General features: G+C 73.7%; 19 protein-coding genes. 11 read left to right on the top strand and 8 right to left on the bottom strand.

All coding sequences use genetic code 11. The annotated features are described in order from the left end of the window. Positions 1-60: 60 nt before the first annotated feature. The 5 genes from ABD979_RS06085 to msrA form a co-directional block, all read right to left on the bottom strand. The gene (locus ABD979_RS06085; protein WP_345506552.1) at positions 61-525 is read right to left on the bottom strand and encodes an SRPBCC family protein; all 465 of its coding nucleotides are present in this window, start codon (positions 523-525) and stop codon (positions 61-63) included. Between the two features lie 64 nt (positions 526-589). After that, entirely contained in the window at positions 590-2,776 is a 2,187-nt protein-coding gene (locus ABD979_RS06090) for an alpha/beta hydrolase (protein WP_345506553.1), read from the bottom strand. A gap of 19 nt (positions 2,777-2,795) precedes the next feature. Beyond that, positions 2,796-3,851, bottom strand: coding sequence for a class I SAM-dependent methyltransferase (locus ABD979_RS06095; RefSeq protein ID WP_345506554.1), 1,056 nt, complete (start codon positions 3,849-3,851; stop codon positions 2,796-2,798). A 59-nt stretch (positions 3,852-3,910) separates the two neighbouring features. Next, a complete protein-coding gene (locus tag ABD979_RS06100; RefSeq protein WP_345506555.1) occupies positions 3,911-7,363 on the bottom strand; it encodes an ATP-binding protein in 3,453 nt (1,150 codons plus the stop codon). Between the two features lie 84 nt (positions 7,364-7,447). Further along, on the bottom strand, positions 7,448-8,122 hold the full coding sequence (msrA, locus tag ABD979_RS06105; protein ID WP_345506556.1) for a peptide-methionine (S)-S-oxide reductase MsrA: 675 nt from the start codon (positions 8,120-8,122) through the stop codon (positions 7,448-7,450). 164 nt (positions 8,123-8,286) lie between these two features. Here msrA and ABD979_RS06110 point away from each other — a divergent pair, with 164 nt between their 5' ends. The 8 genes from ABD979_RS06110 to ABD979_RS06145 all read left to right on the top strand — a co-directional run bounded on the left by ABD979_RS06110 (position 8,287) and on the right by ABD979_RS06145 (position 15,414). Further along, positions 8,287-9,351, top strand: a complete 1,065-nt coding sequence (locus tag ABD979_RS06110) for a GNAT family N-acetyltransferase (RefSeq protein WP_345506557.1) — start codon at positions 8,287-8,289, stop codon at positions 9,349-9,351. 143 nt (positions 9,352-9,494) lie between these two features. Beyond that, positions 9,495-9,905 carry a hypothetical protein gene (locus tag ABD979_RS06115; RefSeq protein ID WP_345506558.1) on the top strand — a complete coding sequence of 137 codons (411 nt, stop codon included), beginning with the start codon at positions 9,495-9,497 and terminating at the stop codon, positions 9,903-9,905. Positions 9,906-9,965: 60 nt separating this feature from the next. Continuing rightward, positions 9,966-10,580 carry a hypothetical protein gene (locus ABD979_RS06120; protein WP_345506559.1) on the top strand — a complete coding sequence of 205 codons (615 nt, stop codon included), beginning with the start codon at positions 9,966-9,968 and terminating at the stop codon, positions 10,578-10,580. 166 nt (positions 10,581-10,746) lie between these two features. Beyond that, positions 10,747-12,204 carry a sensor histidine kinase gene (locus ABD979_RS06125; protein ID WP_345506560.1) on the top strand — a complete coding sequence of 486 codons (1,458 nt, stop codon included), beginning with the start codon at positions 10,747-10,749 and terminating at the stop codon, positions 12,202-12,204. After that, positions 12,201-12,821, top strand: a complete 621-nt coding sequence (locus ABD979_RS06130) for a response regulator (protein ID WP_345506561.1) — start codon at positions 12,201-12,203, stop codon at positions 12,819-12,821. The genes ABD979_RS06125 and ABD979_RS06130 overlap by 4 nt, the downstream gene beginning before the upstream one ends. A 310-nt stretch (positions 12,822-13,131) precedes the next feature. Continuing rightward, on the top strand, positions 13,132-13,944 hold the full coding sequence (locus tag ABD979_RS06135; RefSeq protein WP_345506562.1) for an amino acid ABC transporter substrate-binding protein: 813 nt from the start codon (positions 13,132-13,134) through the stop codon (positions 13,942-13,944). Positions 13,945-13,951: 7 nt separating this feature from the next. Then, positions 13,952-14,620, top strand: a complete 669-nt coding sequence (locus ABD979_RS06140; RefSeq protein WP_345506563.1) for an amino acid ABC transporter permease — start codon at positions 13,952-13,954, stop codon at positions 14,618-14,620. Next, entirely contained in the window at positions 14,617-15,414 is a 798-nt protein-coding gene (locus ABD979_RS06145) for an amino acid ABC transporter ATP-binding protein (RefSeq protein ID WP_345506564.1), read from the top strand. Before ABD979_RS06140 ends, ABD979_RS06145 begins: the two co-directional genes overlap by 4 nt. Positions 15,415-15,478: 64 nt before the next feature. Here the strand turns inward: ABD979_RS06145 and ABD979_RS06150 are convergent, their stop codons facing one another. Further along, the gene (locus ABD979_RS06150; protein ID WP_345506565.1) at positions 15,479-16,183 is read right to left on the bottom strand and encodes an SGNH/GDSL hydrolase family protein; all 705 of its coding nucleotides are present in this window, start codon (positions 16,181-16,183) and stop codon (positions 15,479-15,481) included. A gap of 80 nt (positions 16,184-16,263) precedes the next feature. Here ABD979_RS06150 and ABD979_RS06155 point away from each other — a divergent pair, with 80 nt between their 5' ends. From ABD979_RS06155 to ABD979_RS06165, 3 genes are all read left to right on the top strand, one after another. Continuing rightward, positions 16,264-17,442, top strand: coding sequence for a cystathionine gamma-synthase (locus ABD979_RS06155; RefSeq protein ID WP_345506566.1), 1,179 nt, complete (start codon positions 16,264-16,266; stop codon positions 17,440-17,442). After that, the gene (locus ABD979_RS06160) at positions 17,442-18,824 is read left to right on the top strand and encodes a glutamate mutase L (RefSeq protein ID WP_345506567.1); all 1,383 of its coding nucleotides are present in this window, start codon (positions 17,442-17,444) and stop codon (positions 18,822-18,824) included. The genes ABD979_RS06155 and ABD979_RS06160 overlap by 1 nt, the downstream gene beginning before the upstream one ends. 234 nt (positions 18,825-19,058) lie before the next feature. After that, complete coding sequence (locus tag ABD979_RS06165; RefSeq protein WP_345506568.1) at positions 19,059-20,048, top strand: hypothetical protein; 990 nt, start codon at positions 19,059-19,061, stop codon at positions 20,046-20,048. A gap of 263 nt (positions 20,049-20,311) precedes the next feature. Here the strand turns inward: ABD979_RS06165 and greA are convergent, their stop codons facing one another. Beyond that, on the bottom strand, positions 20,312-20,797 hold the full coding sequence (gene greA / locus ABD979_RS06170) for a transcription elongation factor GreA (protein ID WP_345506569.1): 486 nt from the start codon (positions 20,795-20,797) through the stop codon (positions 20,312-20,314). Positions 20,798-21,011: 214 nt separating this feature from the next. Further along, positions 21,012-21,383 carry a DUF4307 domain-containing protein gene (locus ABD979_RS06175; protein WP_345506570.1) on the bottom strand — a complete coding sequence of 124 codons (372 nt, stop codon included), beginning with the start codon at positions 21,381-21,383 and terminating at the stop codon, positions 21,012-21,014. Between the last annotated feature and the right edge of the window lie 139 nt (positions 21,384-21,522).

Raw genomic sequence — 21,522 nt, forward strand, 5'->3', positions numbered from 1 at the left:
CGAGCAGCGCGACGATCGCAGGCACGTGGTCACGCGTGGCGCGACGGATCGCCAACTCGCTCAGGCCTGCTCGGCCGTGCGCTTGAGCTGAGCGAGGCCCTTCTCGAAGTCGGGTCCGACGAGCTTCTCCATCGACCAGACCTTGCTCATCAGGCGCATGACGACGTTCTGAGGGCCGGTCATCGTCCACTCGACGTGCGTCTGCCCGCCCTCGGGCGTCAGGGTGAGGTCGACGCGGTTGTGGGCCTTCATCGGGGCCGCGAAGAGCAGGTCGACGGCGACGTGGTGCGGCTCGGACTCGAGGATCTCCATGCGGCCCTGACCCGCCTTGCTGTTGCCGCGCCAGGCGTAGACGGCACCGACCCCGGACGGCGCGCCCGTGTAGGTGCGCTCCATCGCCGGGTCGAGGCCCTCCCAGGGCGACCACGCCTGCCACTCGCGGAAGTCGTCGATCAGCGCGTGGATGCGCTCCGGTGTCGCCGAGATGGTCGTCGTCCGGCTGATGTGGAAGCTCTTGTCGGCCATGGCGCGATCCTCCCACGGGGGCCGACGTCCTCGCCCCAAAACGCCGCCGGGGCCGGGCTCGACGTCAGCCGGCGCGCACCAGCTCGGCCAGCGCCTCCGCGGCCCTCACGGCGCCGTCGCGCTCGACCGGCCGGTGGTGGACCTCGCGCCCCAGCTCCTCGACGAGGGCACCGGCCAACCGGTCGGGATCGGCCTCCTCCCACGTCAGGCAGCGCCCGGCGCCGTAGTTGTCGAGGCGGTGGCGGACGTGGACGTTCTGCTCGAAGTGATGGCGCAGCGGGACGTAGACGAACGGCCGCCCTGCCGCCGCCAGCTCCATCGTCGTCGTCAGTCCGCCCTGGACGAGCGCGACGTCCGCGGCGGCCAGCAGCCGTGGGAGGTCGCGCACGAAACCCCGCACCGTCAGACCAGGCACCCGCGGCAGCGAGCCGGGCGGGATCCGTGGCCCGGTGACGAGGATGGTGCGGAGCCCGTCGACGTGGTGCCGGGCGAGCGTGTGCGCCTCCACCGCACGACGCAGCAACGCCGTCCCGACGCCCGACCCGCCGACGGCGACGACACACGCGGTGTCGTCCGGTGCGATACCGAACTCCGCCCGCCACGAGTCCCGTTCGGCAGCAGAGGGAGGGCAGACGTCCGTGATGTACCCGGTGAACTCGTAGTGGGTGCGCACCCAGTTGCGCACCCTCGGCAGCCCGGGCCCGAAGGTCGTGTCGACGACGTCGTCGGGGTTGCCCACGAAGAGGGAGCGGTCGCGCACCCCGGGCAGTCGCTCGACGTGCTCGATCATCTCGGCGTTGTAGTCGGCTGTCAGCTCGGCCTCGCGGGCCGAGGTCGCCGCGTCCTCGCGTGGCATCGGCACCCAGCCCACGAAGTCGGTGAGCCACGCGTAGGGGGCCCGCTTGAGGCGTGGGTTCTCGTGGAGGAAGTGGTCGACCTCCCAGGCCTCGTCACCGGTCCAGAGGTCGTAGGCCTCGCCCTCGACGAGGTCGCTGAAGACCATGAAGTTGTGGACGAGGATCTCGTCCATGTCGCGGATCGCCGCGAACGCGTCGAGGTCGTGCTCGCCCGCGACCGACTCGAGGTGCGACGTCTCGTTGGCCAGCCAGCGTGACGCGGGGTGCACCCGCTCACCGTGAGCCTCGAGGAACGTCGTGACGGGGGACTGCGACAGCCAGTCCACCTCGAGCCCGGGCACGCGCTCGCGCAGTGCTCTCACGACGGCGAGGTCACGGCGCGCGTGCCCGAGGCCGATCGGGGAGGAGAGGTACAGGGCGCGGGGTGGTCGGCCGCCCCGACGGACGGCCGGTGCCGTCACCGGCACGTCGCTCACGGGGGCGTGCGCTGCCATCGGCCTCGAGGGGCCGAGGACGCCGGCGTCGGTGAGGAACTCGCGCATCAGCAGGTTGACGACCACCGGCTCGCGCGCCATCGGCAGGTGGCCGCTCCCGGGCACCGTGACGCGCCGACCGTGGGTCAGCTCGGCGAGGCGGACGGCCCGGCCCGCGGGCTGGCACCGGTCGTCGTCGCCGTGGATCACGAGCACCGGGCAGCGCACGCGTCCGACGAGCTCGAGCGTCTCCTCAAGGGTGTTGGTCGCCGGCGGCCTTGCCTTCCATGCGATCTGGGCCTCGACGTCGGCCCCGAGCCCCCACTCGACGAAGTCGTCGCGCTGCTTGGTCGAGTGCGGCTCGGGAAGCACCTGGCCGGCGAAGAAGTCGAGGTAGCCGCGGTAGTCGCGGCGCCAGTACCACGCGGTGTCCTTGGCCCAGCCCTCGTCCGTCGGTGGTACGTCGTCGAAGGCATGGAGCGCCCGCGCCGGGTGGGGGTCGGTGACGTGCGGCACCTGCGGTGCGATGGCCACGAGGGCGTCGACGCGGTCGGGGTGCTCGGCCGCGGCCACGATGCTCCACCAGGCGCTCGAGCACACCCCCACGAGGGCGGCTGAACGTATGCCCAGGTGGTCCATCACGGCGAGCGTGTCGGCCGCGTACGCACGGTCGGCGTAGGCGGCCGGGTCACGCGGCCGGTCGGACCGCCCGTTGCCGCGGGGGTCGATGGTGACGACGGTGGCGTAGCGCGAGAGGTAGGGCACCTGCGCCTTCCACGCCCGGCTGTGGACCACCGGCGACATCGGTGCGAAGACGACGGTGGGCGAGCCGGGGTCGTGGGTGTCGTCGAACACCTCGTACGCCACCCCGACGCCGTCGCGGTCGATGGTGCCTTCGAGCCGTGGGGATCGAGCTCTCATCGCGCTCCTCGTTCCTCGGTCAGGGCCGCGCCTCGTAGACGTGGTTGAACGGTGTCGCGGCCGCCCGCCGGAAGCGCGTGAAGCCTGCATCGGTGACGACGCGTCGGATCGCTGCCTCGCCGGCCTGCGCGCCCAGCGCGAAGCCCCCGGCCTGCGAGACGGCGTTGGGCACGCAGAGGAAGGTCGAGAAGCTGTAGTACACGCGGCCCACCGGGTTGAGGTTGGCGGCCACCGTGTCTCCGGCGGCGGGTTCGACGATGAGCCACGTGCCGTCGGACGCCAGCGCGGACCTGATGTGTCGGGCTGCCGCCAGCGGGTCGCCCATGTCGTGGAGGCAGTCGAAGGTCGTGACGAGGTCGTAGCCGGAGCCCGAGAAGGAGTCCGCCCGGGCCACCTCGAACGTCGCCCGGTCGGTGACCCCCGCGTCCGCGGCCCGCTTGCGCGCGAGCTCGATCGAGCCTTCGTGGTAGTCGGAGGCACTGACCAGGCTGCGCGGGTAGGCCTGCGCCATGAGCACCGAGGAGGCGCCCAGGCCGCAGCCGATGTCGGCGATGCGCGCCCCGGCGCCCAGCTTCTCCTCCACGCCGTCGAGAGCGGGGATCCACGACGTCGTGAGGTTGCCGACGTATCCGGGCTTGAAGAAGAGCTCGCACCCGATGAACACGTCCTCGTCGTGCTCGTGCCATCCCATCCCTCCGCCGGTGCGGAACGCCTCGGTGATCCGCGGCACCGATCGCAGCGACCCCAGGGCGAGGACGAAGGCTCCGGGCACGTAGAGCGGGCCGTCCGGGTCGGTGAGGGCGAACGCCTGCTCCTCGTTCAGGCGGTAGCGGTCGGCGTCGGCGTCGTACTCGACGTAGCCGCCGGCCGCCTGGCCACGCGCCCACTCGGTGACGTAGCGGGCGTGCGTGCCGGTGCGTTCGGCGAGCTCGTCGGCCGTGGCCGGCCCCTCGGCCAGCGCCGTGTAGAGGCCGAGCTCGTGTCCGACGACGACGGCGCCGGCAGCGACGGTCGCGCCCAGGTCGCCGGCGAAGCGGCCCACGAAGGCGTTCAGCTTGTCCATGTCCAGAGCCATGGGAGGTCCCCCTCGAGATCGTGCGGCGCCCCGGTGGCGCCCCGTGGGAGCCACGCTCCTCACCTGCGTTGCAGATCTGTTGCAGCCGGTTGCGGAGCGCACCCGCCGGCCAGGGCCTCGTGGGCGAGCCGGACCAGGGCCGGCCACCCCTCGCGCTCGGCCGCCGTGACGAAGGGCTGGAGCAGGTCGGTCGCGCGAGTCGGGTCGCCCGCCTCGACGTGGGCCCGGGCCAGGCACAGGTAGGCGTCGGCGCCGAGCAGCCAGGCGCGTCCCGGCTCGGTCCGCAGGCCGGCGAGGAGGGCGGACGCGGCCGCGAGGTCGGCAGGGGAGCCGGTGGCGCGGGCCAGCGGGCCGAGGAGCCGCAGCCGGAAGGCCTCGTCACCGACCGCGGAGCCGGAGGGTCGGAGCGGCTCGAGGAGCCGCCGGGCCTGTCCGGGGCGCCCGGCCGCGAGCAGGTGCGCCGCCTGCAGGCCCGCGGCGGCACTGAGCCACCAGCGGTGGCGGCCGTGGGCCTCGGCGAGCTCGACCGCACGGGTCCCGGTCGTGATCGCGGACCGCAGGTCGCCCGCGAGCCGGTGGAGCCAGCCGACGTGCGCCAGGTGCCAGCTCTCGATGGCGACGAAACCGCTCCGGCGGTTGATCTCGAGCGCCTCGGTCATGAGCGCGAGGGCCGCCGGGTAGTCCTCGGCCGCGAGCGGCACGAAGGACGACTCGAACACCGTCCACTGCAGCGACCAGAGGTCGCCGTTGTGGCGCTGCAGCGGCTCGAGACGACGCGTCACGGCGCCCAGGGCCGAGACGACGCCCTGGTAGGCGAGCAGGTTCTTGCGTGCATCGAGGGCGTTGACCACGGCGAAGGGGTCGTGCGAGGTCTCCGCCGCCGCCTCGGCCCGCTCCACGTGGCGCTCGGCTGCCACGAAGTCGAGTCGGGCGCCGCAGAGCACGGTGAGTCGGGCGAGGGCGTCCGCCTCGGCGCCCCGGTCGCCGAGACGACGGGCGATCTCGAGCATGCGGTCGAGGGGGTCGCGGATCTCGTCGACCGAGCCGGCCACCGCCACGAGCACGTCGCCGCTCGCGGCACGCAGGGCGGTCATCTCGAGCCGGAGGTCGCCCGACGACCGCCCGGCCTCCCCGGCCGCGACGAAGTCGGCGTGGGAGCGTTCGTAGTCCGAGCGAGCCTCCCGGCCGTGGCCGCGGACGAGCAGGGCCCGCCCCCGCAGCTCGGCGTCGTCGATCCGGGAGGCGGCCTCCAGGGCACGGTCTGCGAGTCCCTCGGCATCGCGTGCCGCGAACCGCTCCAGGGCGGCCTCGGCCGCGAGCAGCCAGGACAGGCACGCGCGCCGCCACTGCCCTGCGGCGGCCGCGTGGGCCGCGGACGCCTCCGGCTGGTCGACGAGCAGGTCGGCGGCGATCCGGTGCTGCGCGACCCGTGACGCCTGTGGGATCGCGTCGTGGACGGCATCGCGCACGAGGTCGTTGGCGAACTCGTAGAGGCTTCCGCGGTCGCTGAGCAGGCCTGCAGCCAGGGCCTGCTCGCACGATGCGAGGGTCGCTGCGGGCGACTCGCCGCAGAGGCGCGCCACCACGAGCGGGTCGAAGGCGCTGCCGAGCACGGCGGCCGACCGCAGGACGGAGCGCACCGCGGGGCCACACCGATCGACGCGGCCCAGCACCGAGTCGGCCAGGCTGCGGGGACGGCCCGGTCCGCCTGCTGCGAGGTCGCGGATCACCTCGACGACGTAGAGCGCGAGGCCGCCCGTCCGCACGACGATCTCGTCGGCCCGATCGCCGAAACCGGCCCGTTCGGCCAGGGTGCGCACGGCCGTCCCGTCGAGCGGGCCGAGCGGCAGCGTGGTGGAGACGTCGGCGAGCAGGCGCACGGCATCGGCCCCCTCGGCGGGCCGCACGGTGGCGACGACGAGCAGGGGCCCCGTGGCGGCGCGGTGCAGGTAGTGCAGGGCCTCGAGCGTGAGGTCACCCGCCTCGTGCAGGTCGTCCACGAGCAGGAGCAGGGGCCGGTCGCGGGCCAACGCGGTCAGGAACGCCGACACGGCGAAGAGCAGCTCGCGGCGCTCGAGGTCCGGGGCGCGGCGCCCCGGCACACCGGCGTGCGTGCGCCCGCCGGTCGCATCGTCGGTCCCCGCCTCGACGTCCTGCCGGCTCGTCGGCTCCTGGCGGGCGTTCGCCGCGGTCGACGGTGTCCACGGTGCGGTCGAGGTGCTGAGGAGGGGAAGCAGGCGGTGCAGCCCGGGCCCGGCCCCGTGGGCGGCAGCTCGGACGAGCTCCGGAGGGAGCGAGACGACCGCCGACTCGAGTGCTTCGGCGAGGGGTTGCAGCGGCAGCGAGCGCTCGGCCGCGTAGCACCGGGCGGCCAGCACGAGCCCACCCGTCGAGGCGGCGAGGTCGGCGAGCGAGCCGGCGAGGCTCGTCTTGCCGACACCGGCCTCGCCCGTCACGAGCACGATCCCACCGTGGCCCGCGGCGGTGCGGCTCCAGAAGCCGTGGAGCAGCTCCGTCTCGCGGTCCCGCCCGACGAGCTCGCCCGCGTGCCACCGACGACGCGCGGCCGCCGTCGGATGCCAGGTGCGCCGGAGGGCGCCCGGTCGTGCGTCCGATCGGGCGCGGGGTCGCGCTTCCGCCCGCCCTCCCGGTCGCGCTCCCGGTGGGGCGCCGGCGTCGGGGGCCAGCACGGCGGCGTGGAGCTCGGCGGTCGCACGGCTCGGGTCCGTGCCGAGCTCGTCGCGCAGGGCGCGGCGCAGGTCGGCGAAGACCCGGAGGGCCGCAGCCGGTGCACCGGAGTCCGCGAGGGCGTGCATCAGCAGCCGCGCCGCCTCCTCGTCGAGCGGGTCGTCGACGAGCGCTCGTCGCGCCGGCACGACCGCTCCCACCGGCCGCCCGAGGTCGAGCTCGGACCGTCCCGCCCCGAGGCGTGCCCGGCGCAGCAGCCGAGCCTGTTCCGCTCGAGCCGTCGGGTCGCGGCCGTCGTCCGGGGACGACGGCGTCAGGAGGGACTCCGCGCGACGACTGCAGAGGAGCGCGAGCGCCGGCTCGCCCTCGGACGCGCGTGCGGACGCCTCGTCGAGGAGCCGCCGCGCGTCGGTCAGGTCGACCGCCACGTCGGGTCCGAGGCGGTAGCCACGACCGTCGCCCACGACCACCTCCCGGTGGATCGAGGCGCGCAGCCGGCTGACGAGCGAGGCGAGGATGCGGTCGGCCCGGGCCGGCGGGTGCGGCCCCCAGAGGGCGTCGACCAGCGCATCGGCCCCCACCCGCTGTCCCTCGTCGCACGCCAGGTGGACGAGCAGCCGGCGTGCCATCCGGCTGCCGATCGCGGGTCCGGTCAGCTCGCGACCGGCGACGTGGACCCGCAGGCCGCCGAGCACCTCGACCCGCACCTCGACGCGCTCGTCCACCCGCCCACCGGCGCGCGCCTCTGGCTGCGCGTCGGCGCGGGTCGACCCCACCCGCCCGGACCGGTCGGACGAGCCAGGACGCGCGGCACGCGACGGCATGCCGTCCATTGTCCGCCCGTGGCGGGTCCCGGTCGCGCGGTCACCCGGGATCGGGGCCCGGGCGACCGCGGAGGGCGAGCTGTCTCAGGCCGGCGGCGCGATGTCCTGCTGCGCGGGCAGCTGGTCCTGGCGCACGATGCCGACGGGGCACGTCATGCCGTTCGGGCCGTGGTTGCAGTAGCCGCCGGGGTTCTTGTGCAGGTAGCCCTGGTGGTAGTCCTCGGCGAGGTAGAACGGGCCGGCGTCGTCGGCGGAGCGGATCTCGGTCGAGATCTGGCCGAAGCCGTTGTCGTCGAGCACCTTCTGGAAGGCCTCCCGGGTGGCCTCGGCGGCGAGCCGCTGGCCCTCGGTGGTCCAGTAGATGGCCGAGCGGTAGGCCGTGCCGACGTCGTTGCCCTGCCGGTTCGCCGTCGTCGGGTCGTGGTTCTCCCAGAACGACTTGAGCAGCAGCTCGGGGGAGGTCTTCTCGGGGTCGTAGACGACGCGGACGGTCTCGGCGTGCCCGGTCATGCCGGTGCACGTCTCCTCGTACGTCGGGTTGGGCGTGTAGCCGCCCATGTAGCCGGCCGCGGTCGACACGACGCCGTCCTGGCGCCAGAAGATGCGCTCCACACCCCAGAAGCAGCCCATCGCCACGTAGAGCACCTCGGAGCCGTCCGGCCACGGGCCCTCGAGCGGGGTGCCGAGCACGACGTGCGTGGGGTCGACGGCATACGGCCGCTCGGGGCGGCCCGAGAGCGCGTCTTCACGGCTGGGCATCTGGGACTTCCTACCGAAACCGAACACCATGCGAGTGTCACATCCTTGTTGCCGGGAGCGTCGTACGCCCCCTGTAACGCTCGTGACCGCTCGCGTATGCCGGGAGCGGGGCACAGCGGACAAACCGGTGGCCACCGGGGTGGTCGGGTCGACAGACTGCGCCCATGCGCGAAGACCTCGAGACCCGACCCGTCGACCTGCTCGACCCGGCCCAGCTGGACGTCGCCCGTGCGTGGGTCGGGGTCCACGCGGCGGTGCAACGTGACCTCTTCGGTGACCGGGGGAGCGCCTGGACCCTCGAGGAGGTGCAGGGATTCGTGCGCGGGTCGGACAAGAAGCGCGTCGCCCGAGGCGTGTGGGTGGGCGACCGGCTCGTCGGTGCGCTCGAGGTGCACCTGCCTCTGCGCGACAACCTGCGCAGCGCCGTCCTCTGGCTGTCGGTCGAGCCGTCCGCGCGCGGACGCGGGGTGGGGTCGGCGCTCGTCGCCGAGGCCGAGCGCATCGCGGCCGAGCACGGGCGGAGCACGCTGCTCGTCGAGACCGAGTGGGCGCAGGGCGGGTCGGACGCCGCCGAGGCCTTCGCCACCGCGCGCGGCTTCGTCGTGGCCCAGACGGTGCTGCGCAGCGAGCAGTCCCTCCCGGCCGACCGCGCCGCCCTCGAGGCGCTCGTCGCCGAGCCGGGTGCCGAGGACTACCGCCTCGAGTCCTGGGTCGACGACATGCCGGACGCCTGGCTCGAGGACCGTGCGCTCCTCCAGCAGCGGATGAGCACCGACGCGCCCTCCGACGACCTCGACCTCGAGGAGGAGGACTGGGACGTCGAGCGCCTGCGGGCCAGCCTCGCGCGCGCCCGCGCCTCCGGTCGGCGGGCCGTCGAGACGGCGGCGCGGCACGTGCCCAGCGGACGGCTCGTCGGGTTCACGACGGTCGGGGTCTCGGCCGGTGAGCCGGGCCTCGGCTACCAGCAGGACACCCTCGTGCTCACGGAGCACCGCGGCCACGGGCTCGGGCTGCGGCTCAAGGCGGCCAACGCGCTGCGGCTCATGGACGAGCTGCCCGAGGTGACGGCGGTCCGCACGTGGAACGCCGCCTCGAACGAGCACATGCTGGCCGTCAACCGCCGGCTCGGCTACGCCGTCGACGGCTACAGCCGCGAGTGGCAGAAGATCACCGGTGGGGCCGAGGGGACCGGTGGGTCCGGCGTGGGCGGCGGCGCGCGGCTGGGGTGAACCCGGCGGGCCGGCTGCGCGTCGTGGCAGGTACTAGGACCAAAGCCCGATGGTGGCTGCCCGGCCTGCGGCGGCACGGTTGGACCACAGCACCTCGCTGACCGCCCGGATCCTCCGGCGCGGCATCCGACCAGGAGGTCACCATGAGCATCCGCCGCACCGTCGCCGCCACCACCACCGTTCTCACCCTCGGCCTCGCCACGGCCGGCGCGGTCGCCCTCGCCCCGGCCGCGTCGGCCAAGGGCCTCGAGGTCCGCGCGACCGGTACCTGCTCCGCCGGCGTCACCGCGAAGCTCAAGGCGAAGCAGGACGACGCGCGCATCCAGGTCGAGTTCGAGGTCGACGCGAACCGCAACGGCCAGCGCTGGAACGTCGTCCTGAGCGACAACCTCGTCGTCGTGCACCGCGGCACCGCCACCACGGTCGCGCCGAGCGGGTCGTTCACGGTGCGCAAGCTCATCGCCAACCGCGCCGGTTCCGACGTCATCCGCGCCACCGCGACCAACCCCACCACCGGCGCCGTGTGCCGCGCGGCGCTGACCTACCCCGGCTGACGCGCGAGCACCCCCGCGACCCAGCAGCCCCGTCCCCGACCGAACCGAAAGGCCACTCCGATGCGCCGCCTCAGTCTCTCCGTCGCCGCCGTCGCCGCCCTCGTACCCGCGACGCTCGGGCTGCTCGGCAACAGCTCCTTCGCCGAGAGCGTGCCCGCCCGCGTGCCCGCCGCGGCCCAGGTCGTCGGCGCCGACGGGGCCACGTCGACCCCGACCCCCGCGACGGGTCCGGTCACCGGCACGCCGACACCGACGCGGACGGCCGAGTCCGGCGACGACCACGGTGGTGACCGGCCACGGGCCACGGGCACCACGGAGGCCGGTGACGACCACGGTGGTGACCGGCCGCGGGCCACGGGCACCACGGAGGCCGGTGACGACCACGGCGGCGGGCAGGGCAGCGGGCAGGGCAGCGGGCAGGGCAGCGGGCAGGGCAGCGGTCACGGGAGCGGCAGCGACCGACCGCGGGCCACGCGCACCGCCGAGGCCGGTGACGACCGCGGCGGGGACCGGCCGCGGGCCACCCGCACCGAGTCCGGTGACGACCGTCGGAGCAGCTCCGGCTCCAGCGGCTCGTCCTCGGGCCGGCACGGGTCGGGCTCGTCCGGCTCGTCCGGCTCGTCCGGCTCGTCCGGGCGGCACGGCTCCGACGACTCCGGATCGGACGACCACTGACGTGCTGTCCCACCAGAGCAGTGACCACCACGACCCCGGCGCTCTGCGCCCCGGGGGCGTGGCGGTCACCCGTCCGGTAGACCCCCCGCTCCCGGACGGGCGCCCCGCCGTCGGCCCAGAGGATCCCCCGTCGCCCCCCGCGTGGTGGACCCTGGCCGACGGCGTGGTGCCGCCCCCGACCCGGCCCCTGCCGAGCCGGCGCCGCACCCTGCTGCAGCTCGGCCTGGCGGCCGCGGTCGTCATCGTGACCGTCGTCGTCGGCACCTCGTTCGCCGCGAGCCGGCTCGCCGAGCGCGAGGCCGTCACCGATGCGGCCCACACGACGAACCTGCTCGCGCTCGCCGTCGTGCAGCCGGCGCTCGAGGACGCGCTGCTCACGGGCGACGCGGCGGCATACGCGGCCTTCGACCGCGTCGTGCGCGCCCGGGTGCTGCCCAACGGCATCGTCCGCGTCAAGCTGTGGACGCCCGACGGCACCGTCGTCTACGCCGACGAGTCCCGGCTCGTCGGCCAGCGCTTCCCGCTCGGCGACGAGCAGCGCGAGACGCTGGCCAAGCCGACGACGCGCGCCGAGGTCTCGGCCCTCGACCGTTCCGAGAACGAGTTCGAGCGCTACGGCGGCAAGCTGCTCGAGGTCTACCGGCCGGTGTGGACGCCCTCGGGCTCGGAGCTGCTCTTCGAGGTGTACGGCGACTACGAGCCCGTGAGCGCCCGCGCGTTCGACCTGTGGCGCGGGCTGGCCGGGGTGCTCACGAGCAGCCTGCTCCTGCTCCTCGTGCTCCTCGCCCCCCTCATCTGGCGCCTCCTCGACCGTCTCGGCGCCGCGCAGGCGCAGCGCGAGAGCCTGCTGCGCCGCGCGGTCGACGCCTCGGCGGGGGAGCGGCGCCGGATCGCCGCCGACCTGCACGACGGTCCGGTGCAGGACCTCGTGGCGAGCTCGCTCGTCGTGAGCGGTGCGGCCGAGGCCGCGCGCGCCGACGGCCGACCCGCCCTGTCGGCGAACATCGCCGAGGCCGGCTCGACGGTGCGGGCGAGCATCGCGAGCCTGCGCTCGCTCCTCGTCGACCTCTACCCGTCGCGCCTCGCCGACGCCGGCCTGGCCGCCGCGGTCTCGGACCTCGCCCGCCCGCTCGCCGGCCGCGGCATCCACGTCGACGTGTCGGTCGACGAGGACGAGGCGGCCCGGCTCGGCGAGGCCGCCCAGCAGGTGGCGCACCGGGTCGTGCGCGAGGGGCTGCGCAACGTCGTGCGCCACGCCGACGCGCGGCACGTGACGATCCGCCTCGGTCGGGGTGGGGTCGACGACCGCGACCACGACGTCGGGCAGGACTTCGGGCAGGACTTCGAGCAGGACCTCGGCCAGGACGTGGACCGGGTCTTCGACGACGTCTTCGACGGCGACGACCACGGTGACCACGACCCGGCGCGGCCGGTCGTGCTCGTGCTGCACGACGACGGGGTGGGTTTCGACCCCGCTGCCGTGCTGCCCGGCCCCGAGGGCCACTTCGGCATCCGGGTGCTCGCCGACGTCGCGACCGACGTCGGTGCCGTGCTGCGCGTACGATCTGCCCCGGGCAGGGGTACGACGTGGCTGCTCGCCCTACCCGTCGAGGAGGACCGATGACCACCGTCGTCGTGGTGGACGACCACCGGCTCGTGCGAGCCGGCCTGCGCACGATCCTCGACGCGAGCGACGACCTCGAGGTCGTCGGCGAGGCCGCCGACGGCGCGGAGGCGGTCACCGTCGTCGCCGCGACGAGCCCGGACGTCGTGCTGCTCGACCTGTCGATGCCCGGCGTCGACGGCATCGAGGCGATGCACCGCCTGCGGGCGGCCGGGTTGCACACCCCCGTCGTCGTGCTGACCTCGTTCGCCGAGGCCGACCGGGTGCGGGCCGCCGTGGAGGCGGGCGCGATCGGCTACCTGCTCAAGGACAGCGAGCCGGCCGACGTGCTCGACTCCGTCCGGGCCGCCGCCGCCGGACACGCCCCGCTCGACCCGCGCGTGGCCGGCGCCCTGCTGCCCTCCTCCGCGCGGTCGGCCCCCGGCCCGACCCTCAGCGGGCGCGAGCGCGAGGTGCTCTCGCACGTCGCGCAGGGCCTGGCCAACAAGCAGATCGCGCGCACCCTCGGCATCAGTGAGCGCACCGTCAAGGTGCACCTCGGCAACGTCTTCCGCCAGATCGGCGTGGGGGACCGCACGTCCGCGGCCCTCTGGGCCCGCGACCACGGCCTCGGCTGAGCGGACCGCGAGCCCGGACGCGCCGGGCCGAGCGTCACGCCGCAGCTGCAAGCGCGCCACGGCGCAGTTGCAGCCGCCTTTCGGCGCTCTACCCAGCGGTAAGTGCGCCGTGGCGCAGTTCCAGTCGCGTTCCGGCGCTCTACCCAGCGGTAAGTGAGCCGTGGCGCAGTTGCAGCCGCGGGGAATGTGCGCGGGGCCGTCGCGGTTGGCACCCGTGGCCCTGCCTCATCTGATTATGCCCGTCCCAAGCGGGACTTATATCTTGGCTGGTGGCCGTCCCGTTCCGTCCGTCCTCCCAGGAAGTGCTCCCATGCGTTCGAGGTCCGTCCTCACCGCCCTGTTCGCCGCGATCCTCGCCGTCGCCCTCACCGCCTGCAGCAGCGGGTCCGGAGGCGGCTCCGACCTGCAGTCGGTCAAGGATGCCGGCGTGCTCCGGGTCGGCACCGAGGGGACGTACTCGCCGTTCTCCTTCCACGACCCGAAGACGAACGCCCTCACCGGCTACGACGTCGAGGTCGCCAAGGCCGTCGCCGACAAGCTCGGCGTCAAGGTCGAGTACGTCGAGACGCCGTGGGACGCGATCTTCGCCGGCCTCGCCGCCGACCGCTACGACGTCGTCGTCAACCAGGTGACGAAGAACCCCGAGCGCGCCGGTCTCTACGGCCTCAGCTCGACCTACACGTGGTCGGAGGGCGTCATCGCCACCCGGGCCGACGAGAGCTCGATCACCTCGCTCGCGTCGCTCAAGGGCAAGAAGTCCGCGCAGAGCCTGACGAGCAACTGGGCCACCGTCGCCAAGGACGCCGGAGCGCAGGTCGAGTCGGTCGAGGGCTTCACCCAGGCGATCACCCTGCTCAAGCAGCAGCGCGTCGACGCGACCGTCAACGACAGCCTCGCCGTGCTCGACTACCAGAGGTCGACCGGTGACCAGGGCGTCAAGATCGCCGGCAAGACCGGCGACGTCTCCGAGCAGGCCGTCGCGACGCGCAAGGGCTCCGACCTCGTCGCCGCGATCGACAAGGCCCTCGCCGACCTCAAGGCCGACGGCACGCTGGCGAAGATCTCCGAGAAGTACTTCTCGGCCGACGTCTCCGTGAAGCCGTCCGCCGCGACCGCCTCGTGACCGACCGGTGAACGACCAGACCGTCTCGCTCATCCTCGACTCGCTGGGGCCGCTGCTGCGCGCCACCGTGACCTCGACGATCCCGCTGACCCTCGTCAGCTTCGTCCTCGGGCTCGCGCTGGCGCTCGGCGTCGCGCTCATGCGGCTCTCGTCGGTGCGCGTCGTCTCCGGGGTGGCGCGCGTCTACGTCTCGCTCATCCGCGGCACGCCGCTGCTGCTCCAGCTCTTCATCATCTACTACGGCCTCCCGGCGATGGGGGTGCGCTTCGACCCGTTCCCGGCGGCGATCCTCGCGTTCACGCTCAACGTCGGGGGCTACGCGGCCGAGGTGATCCGGTCGGCGATCCTGTCCGTCCCCAAGGGGCAGTGGGAGGCCGCCTCGACGGTCGGGATGGGCTACGTCACGACCCTGCGGCGGGTCGTCCTGCCGCAGGCCGCCCGCACCGCGATCCCGCCGTTGTCCAACACGCTCATCTCCCTCGTCAAGGACACCTCGCTCGCCTCGACGATCCAGGTCACCGAGCTGCTCCGCGTGGCCCAGGAGGCCGCGGCGCCGACCTACCAGTTCTTCGCCCTCTACGGCGTCGCCGCTGTCTACTACTGGGTCGTCTGCCTCGCCCTCTCGTTCGGCCAGTCCCGCCTCGAGGAACGACAGAACAGGTACGTCGCCACATGACCGACACCACGCCTCCCACGGGTTCGACTGCAGCGCAGGGCCGTTCCCTCGTCTCGGTCTCCGGGCTCGCCAAGTCGTTCGGCGACCACGAGGTGCTCCGCTCCATCGACTTCGAGGTCATGACGGGCAGCGTCACGGTGCTCATCGGCCCGTCCGGGTCGGGCAAGACGACGGTGCTCCGCTCGCTCAACGCCCTCGACCTCGCCGACGCCGGGGTCGTGCGCATCGGTGACGTCGAGGTCGACTTCGCCGGCCCCGTCGGCAAGGCCGAGGTGGCCACGCTGCGGGCGCAGAGCGGCATGGTGTTCCAGTCGCACCACCTCTTCCCGCACCTCACCGTGCTCGAGAACGTCACTGCCGGCCCGGTGCTCGCGCAGCGACGCGACCGGGCAGCGGCCGAGGAGGAGGGGCGCGAGCTGCTGCGCCTCGTCGGCATCGCCGACAAGGCGGACGCCTACCCGTACCAGCTCTCCGGCGGGCAGCAGCAGCGCGTCGGCATCGCCCGTGCCCTGGCGATCCGCCCGCAGCTCATGCTCTTCGACGAGCCGACCTCCGCACTCGACCCCGAGCTTGTCGGCGAGGTGCTCACCGCGATGAAGGACCTTGCGGCGCAAGGTTGGACGATGGTCGTCGTCACCCACGAGATCCGCTTCGCGCAGCAGGTCGCCGATCAGGTGCTCTTCATGGACGGCGGGGTCGTCGTCGAGCGCGGCACCCCTGAGGAGGTGCTGACGCGTCCGCGCACCGAGCGCGCCCGCCAGTTCCTCCACCGCATCCTCGACCCGCTCGACTGAGCGCCGCTGCACCGCAGGGCATCTCGTCACGACCAGCCCCGCGGGCCGTATGCGTTCGGCGGCGTCAGTCGACGACGTCCGCCCGGTCGACGGCGCGCTCCACGACGCTCGCCATGTCGGCGTAGCCGAGGTCGTTGGGGTGGAACTTGTCCGAGGCCAGTCGCCCGCGCCACGAGCGCGGGCCGTCGTGGCGCATGTCGACGAGGACGAGGCGCCCCGCGGCGTCGCGCTCGCGCAGCATGGCGTCGACGGCGCGCGCCTCGCGGTGCGGATTCGGCAGGTTGGAGACGAGGGCCCCCGCGGGAAGGCGGTCGAGGAGCTGCTCGAAGCGCTCCACGAGGCCGCGGCGGTGGCGCCGCACGACGACGTCGTTCGAGCCGATGACGACCGTCACGAGCACCGGTGGGGTGGTGAGGGCCTCGAGCGTCGGGAGCTGGCGGTCGAGCACGTCCTCGACGCGCGCGCCGTTGACGCCGAGGTTGACGAGCCGGTGGTCCCAGCCGCGTGCCGTGAGGCGCCCGCTCAGCTGCCCGACCCACCCGCGGTCGGGGGCGCTGGCACCGATGCCCTGGGTCATCGAGTCGCCGAGGGCCACCCAGAGCGGCCCCGGCTGCGTGAGCGCGCGCCGGTTGTGCGCCTCCCACCAGACGGCATACGGCTGCACCTGATCCTGCACGGCGCGGATGCCGGGGAAGACCGCCGAGAGCGCCGACAGCACGGGCCCGCGGGGCCGCTCGCTGCGGTTGGAGTAGTGGAAGTCGGGTGCCACGACGGCAGCATCGCAGACGAGCGGCGCGAGGCCACCGGGGGCCCGCGGACTCCGGCGCGCCAGGGCATAGGCTCGTGGGCATGTCTGACGAGCACGGTTTCTCCACACGCGCCATCCACGCCGGCCAGGAGGCCGACGCGCTCACGGGCGCGGTGGTCACCCCGATCTACCAGGTGTCGACGTACAAGCAGGACGGCATCGGCGGCTTCCGCAGCGGCTACGAGTACAGCCGCAGCGCCAACCCGACGCGCACGGCGCTCGAGGAGTGCATCGCCGCGCTCGAGGGCGGCAGCCGCGGCTTCGCCTTCGCCTCCGGCCTCGCCGGGCAGGACACCGTCGCCCGGGCGCTCCTCGTGCCGGGCGACCACGTCGTCGTGCCGAACGACGCCTACGGCGGCACCTACCGCTACTTCAACAAGGTCGCGGGGCCCCAGGGCATCGAGCACTCGATCGCGAACATGGGTGACGTCGAGGCCGTCCGTGCAGCGATCCGCCCGGGTCAGACGAAGATGGTGTGGGTCGAGACGCCGACCAACCCGCTGCTCGGCATCGCCGACATCGAGGCGATCGCCGGGATCGCCCACGAGGCGGGCGCGGTGCTCGTCGTCGACAACACCTTCGCGACCGCCTACCTCCAGAGCCCGCTCGCGCTGGGCGCCGACATCGTCACGCACTCGACGACGAAGTACTCCGGCGGCCACAGCGACGTCGTGGGCGGGGCGGTCGTGACGGCCAAGACCGTCACGGTGCCCGGCTATGAAGATGCCGAGGAGCGGATCGCCTTCCACCAGAACAGCATCGGCGGCGTCGCCGGGCCCTTCGACTCGTGGCTGACGCTGCGTGGCCTCAAGACGCTCGGCATCCGCATGGAGCGGCACTGCGACAACGCCGAGAAGGTGGTGGAGTTCCTCGAGGGCCACGAGGGCGTCTCGCAGGTGCTCTACCCGGGTCTTCCCGGTCACGCCAACCACGACGTCGCCGCACGCCAGATGAAGCGGTTCGGCGGCATGGTGAGCTTCCGCCTGCGCCGGGGCGAGGACGCCGCGGTCAAGACCTGCGCGGCCGTCAGCCTCTGGACCCTCGGTGAGTCGCTCGGCGGCGTCGAGTCGCTCATCGAGCACCCGGGACGGATGACGCACGCGAGCGTCGCCGGCACGGAGCTCGAGGTGCCCGCCGACCTCATCCGGCTCTCCGTCGGCATCGAGGACGTCGACGACCTCATCGCCGACCTGCGCGAGGTGCTCGACATCCACGGCTGATGCCGGCCACGGGACCGCGACCACCGCTCATGACGATCCTCGCCGTCGACTTCGGCTCGACGTTCACCAAGGCCGCCGTCCTCGCCGACGACGGCACGGTGCTGCGCACGGCGTCGACCCCGACGACGGGCACGCAGGGCCGGGGCGACATCCTCGACGGCTACCGGTCGCTGCGGACCACCCTCGAGGTCGGCGAGGACGCGGTCGTCCGGGCCTGCTCGAGCGCCGGGGGAGGCCTGCGGCTGGCCGTCGTCGGCTACGAGCGGAGCGTCACGGCGCAGGCCGGCCACCGGGTCGGGCTGTCGGCGGGGGCCAAGGTCGTGCACGTCGCCGCCGGTGAGTTGACGACGTCCGACGTGGCGGCCGTCCGCGCGGCCCGCCCCGACCTCGTGCTGCTCGTCGGCGGCACCGACGGCGGCAACGGAACCGTGCTGCTGCACAACGCCGCCCGGCTCGCCAAGAGCGCCCTGGGCGGTCACGGCTCGCGCGCCGTCCCCGTCGTCGTCGCCGGCAACGTCGACGTGCGCGACGAGGTGGCCGCGACGCTCGCGACGACTGACCGCCCCACGGTGCTCGCCGACAACGTGCTGCCGCAGATCGGCGTCATCGCCCCCGAGTCGGCGCGAGCGGCGATCCGGGAGGCGTTCCTGCGCCACGTCATCGGCGGCAAGGGCCTCTCGCGCGACCCCGCCTTCGCCGCGATGGTCGAGGCGGCGACGCCCGACGTCGTGCTGCGCGGCGTCGAGGTGCTCGCCTCGGTCGCCGGCGGTGGCGACGTCATGGTCGTCGACATCGGCGGTGCGACGACCGACGTCTACTCGTGCCTGACGCCCGAGGGCGAGGACGCCGGCCTGCGCAAGGACGTCGTGGCGCCGCTCTGGCACGCCCGCACCGTCGAGGGCGACCTCGGCATGCGGTGGAACGCCGAGCACGTCGTCGAGGCCGCGAAGTCGGAGCACCTGCTCGGCACGGTGCCCGACGCCGACGCGCTGAGGGCGTATGCCGCCCGCGTCCACGAGCGCCCCGGCTCCCTCCCCGTCGACGACGACGAGCGCGGGCTGGACCTCGAGCTGGCCCGCCTCGCGGCGCTCGTCGCCGTGCGTCGCCACGCCCGCCCGGCCCAGCCGACCGAGTCGCCGCGACCGCTCGCCAACGTCACGGCGCTCGTGGGCTCCGGTGGGGTGCTCCGGCACGGCGGCCGGGCCGCGCGCGACCACGTGCTGGGCGCGGTGCTCGCCGACCACGCGGGGGGTTGGAAGGTGCCCCGCGCGGCACGCGCGGGGGTCGACACGGCATACCTGCTCTTCGCGGCAGGCCTGCTGGCGGCGGACGAGCGCACCCACGAGCTCGCCCGCGCCGTCGCCGCCCAGATCACCCCCTGAACCGTCGAAAGGCCACCTCTTGCGGGTCCCCACCCGTCGAGAGGCCATCGTTCGTGGGTCCCCACCCGTCGAGAGGCCACCGTTCGTGGGTCCCCACCCGTCGAGAGGCCACCGTTCGTGGGTCCCCACCCGTCGAGGGGTCGTTGTCCACACCCCCCTGCGCGCGCACCTGCGCGATGCACAGGCGACGACTCGGGGCTCGCGCGGTGAGACGAGGCGCCGGACCGTCGGGTCATGGACGCCCAGGACCTGCCACCCGACCTGCTCTCCCGTCCCTTCCGGACGTCGGAGGCCCGCCGCAGAGGCGTGACACCGTCGCGTCTGCGTGCCGACGACCTGTGGACGCCCACGCCGGGGGTGCGCACCCTCGAGATCCCCATGACCCTGCACGAGCGGGCGTGCGCGTTCGCCGTCGTGGCGCCCCTCCCGTTCGCGTTCGCGCACGCGACGGCGGCCCGGCTGCTGGGGATCCCGCTGCCGTACGCGCTCGATGAGGACCCACACCTCCACATCGTCACGCGCACCGAGGCGAACCGCGTACGGCGCTTCGAGGTCGTCGGACACCGCGGTCTCGAGTCGCGTGAGGTCGTCGAGGTGGACGGCCTGCCGGTCGTGGGTCCTGCGGACACGTGGGCCGACCTCGGGGAGTACGTCGGGGCAGGCCGGCCCGTGGGCCTCGACGACCTCATCGTGGCGGGTGACGCTGCAGCGAACCTGCTGGGAGCGATCGCGCCGCTCAAGCGAGCGGTCGAGGCGCGGGTGCGTCCGCGGGGCAAGGTGACGCTGACGTTCGCCCTGCCGAGGATCCGTCTGGGCGCGTGGTCACCCATGGAGACGCGCAGTCGCCTCATGGTGGTTCGCGCCGGGCTACCGGAGCCGCGGCACAACCTCCCGGTCTTCAGCCGCACGGGCGAGTGGCTCGGGTTCGGCGACCTCGTCTGGGAGGAGCAGCGCGTCGTCGGCGAGTACCAGGGCGTCGAGTTCCACACCCGCGCTCGTGACAGGACGCACGACGGTCTCCGCCGCGACCGGATCGCGCGAGGGGACTGGACGGTCGTCGACATCGTCTCGGCCGACGTGTTCGATCACGACGAACGGGCGGTGAAACTCCGCGAGCTCGCCGGGGTCCTGGGCGTCAACGCCCATCTGCTCGACGTCATGGCCGCGGCTCCCCAGTTCTTCGCACCCGCCCAGTTCGCCCGACCGCGGCGACGGCGGTCCTAGTCGGGCGGACCCGCCAACTTCGGCCTCTCGACGACGGGGACCCGCCAACTTCGGCCTCTCGACGGCGGGGAACCCACGAAGGATGGCCCTTCGACGGCGGGGAAGCCACGAAAGGTGGCCTCTCGACGGTGGGGGACCCACGAAAGGTGGCCTCTCGACGGCGGGGAAGCCACGAAAGGTGGCCTTTCGACGGTTGAGGTGGGGGCGTGCGAACGGGCCGGGTCCCGGGTGGGATCCGGCCCGTTCGTCGGGGTCCGCGGTGCTCAGCCGGTGTAGGGCTTGGCGGCGATGATCTTGACGTCGATCGTCTTGCCGTTGGGGGCCACGTAGCTCGTGCTGTCGCCCACGCTCTTGCCGTGGATGGCGGCGCCCATGGCGGACTTCTCCGAGAAGACCTGCAGGTCGGAGCCGTCGGCGATCTCACGGTTGCCGAGCAGGAAGGTCTCCTCGTCACCGAAGATCTCGACCGTCACGAGCATGCCGGGCTCGACGACACCGTCGTCGGGGGGCGTCTCGCCGATCGTCGCGGTCTGGAGCAGCTCGGTGAGCTGGCGGATGCGGGCCTCCATCTTGCCCTGCTCCTCGCGGGCGGCGTGGTAGCCACCGTTCTCCTTGAGGTCGCCCTCTTCCCGGGCCTCCTCGATCTTGCGCGCGATCTCGATGCGACCTTCGCCCGTCAGCTGGTCGAGCTCCGCCTTGAGGCGGTCATGGGCCTCCTGGGTCAGGAAGCCAGCGGCAGTCTCGGTCACTGTTGTCACTCCTTGGATGAACAGCGCCCACGCGGTGCTCGCGTGGGCGCCTGCACAAAAGAAAGGGTCCGAACCGTGGTGTCACCGACTCGTGAAGCCGGTCGGCGACGGGTCCGGACCCTGGATGAAGGATTCAGGATAACAAAGTCGGGCGCATCCGCGCAGTTCACGCACGGTTTTCCACCGTCTGCTGCCGTCGCCGCGGACCGCCGGCTCAGGAGCAGGTCTTGACCTGGCCCGTGACCGCCCGCGACGTCGTGCGCAGCGTCGCCGACTCGTTCGTCGTCTCGTCGGGGCTCGCCGCGACCGTGACCCGGGCGGTGCCGACGGGGGAGAAGTCGCGGGCGAGCGCCTCGATGGTGCACGTGAGGGCGGCGCCGCCGGGGCGCGTGACCTGCCAGTCGACGCGCACCTGCTGGTCGCTGACGACCTTGTAGCCGAGCGTCTGCCAGCTCGGCTGGCCGAGCGTGGCCGAGAGGCCGAACCAGACCGCGAGCGCGGTGCCGGCGAGGATGCCGAGCGTCCCGACGACCCACCACTTGCGCTGGCCGGGTGCGGGGCGGGGCAGGGTCGTGCGCGACGGCATACGGGGTCCTGGCGGGTCGAGCCCGTGCGCTGGGCGCCGCGGGGGAGTGAGAGGATGGCGGACGGGTCCAGTGTCTCCCATGACACGGCGAGAGCTCGCACGGGCCCGGGGTGCCCGGTGGCCGCGAGCCGCCGGCGAC

Origin of the sequence: Terrabacter aeriphilus, assembly GCF_039542985.1 — a bacterium.
Taxonomy (GTDB): Bacteria; Actinomycetota; Actinomycetes; order Actinomycetales; family Dermatophilaceae; genus Terrabacter; species Terrabacter aeriphilus.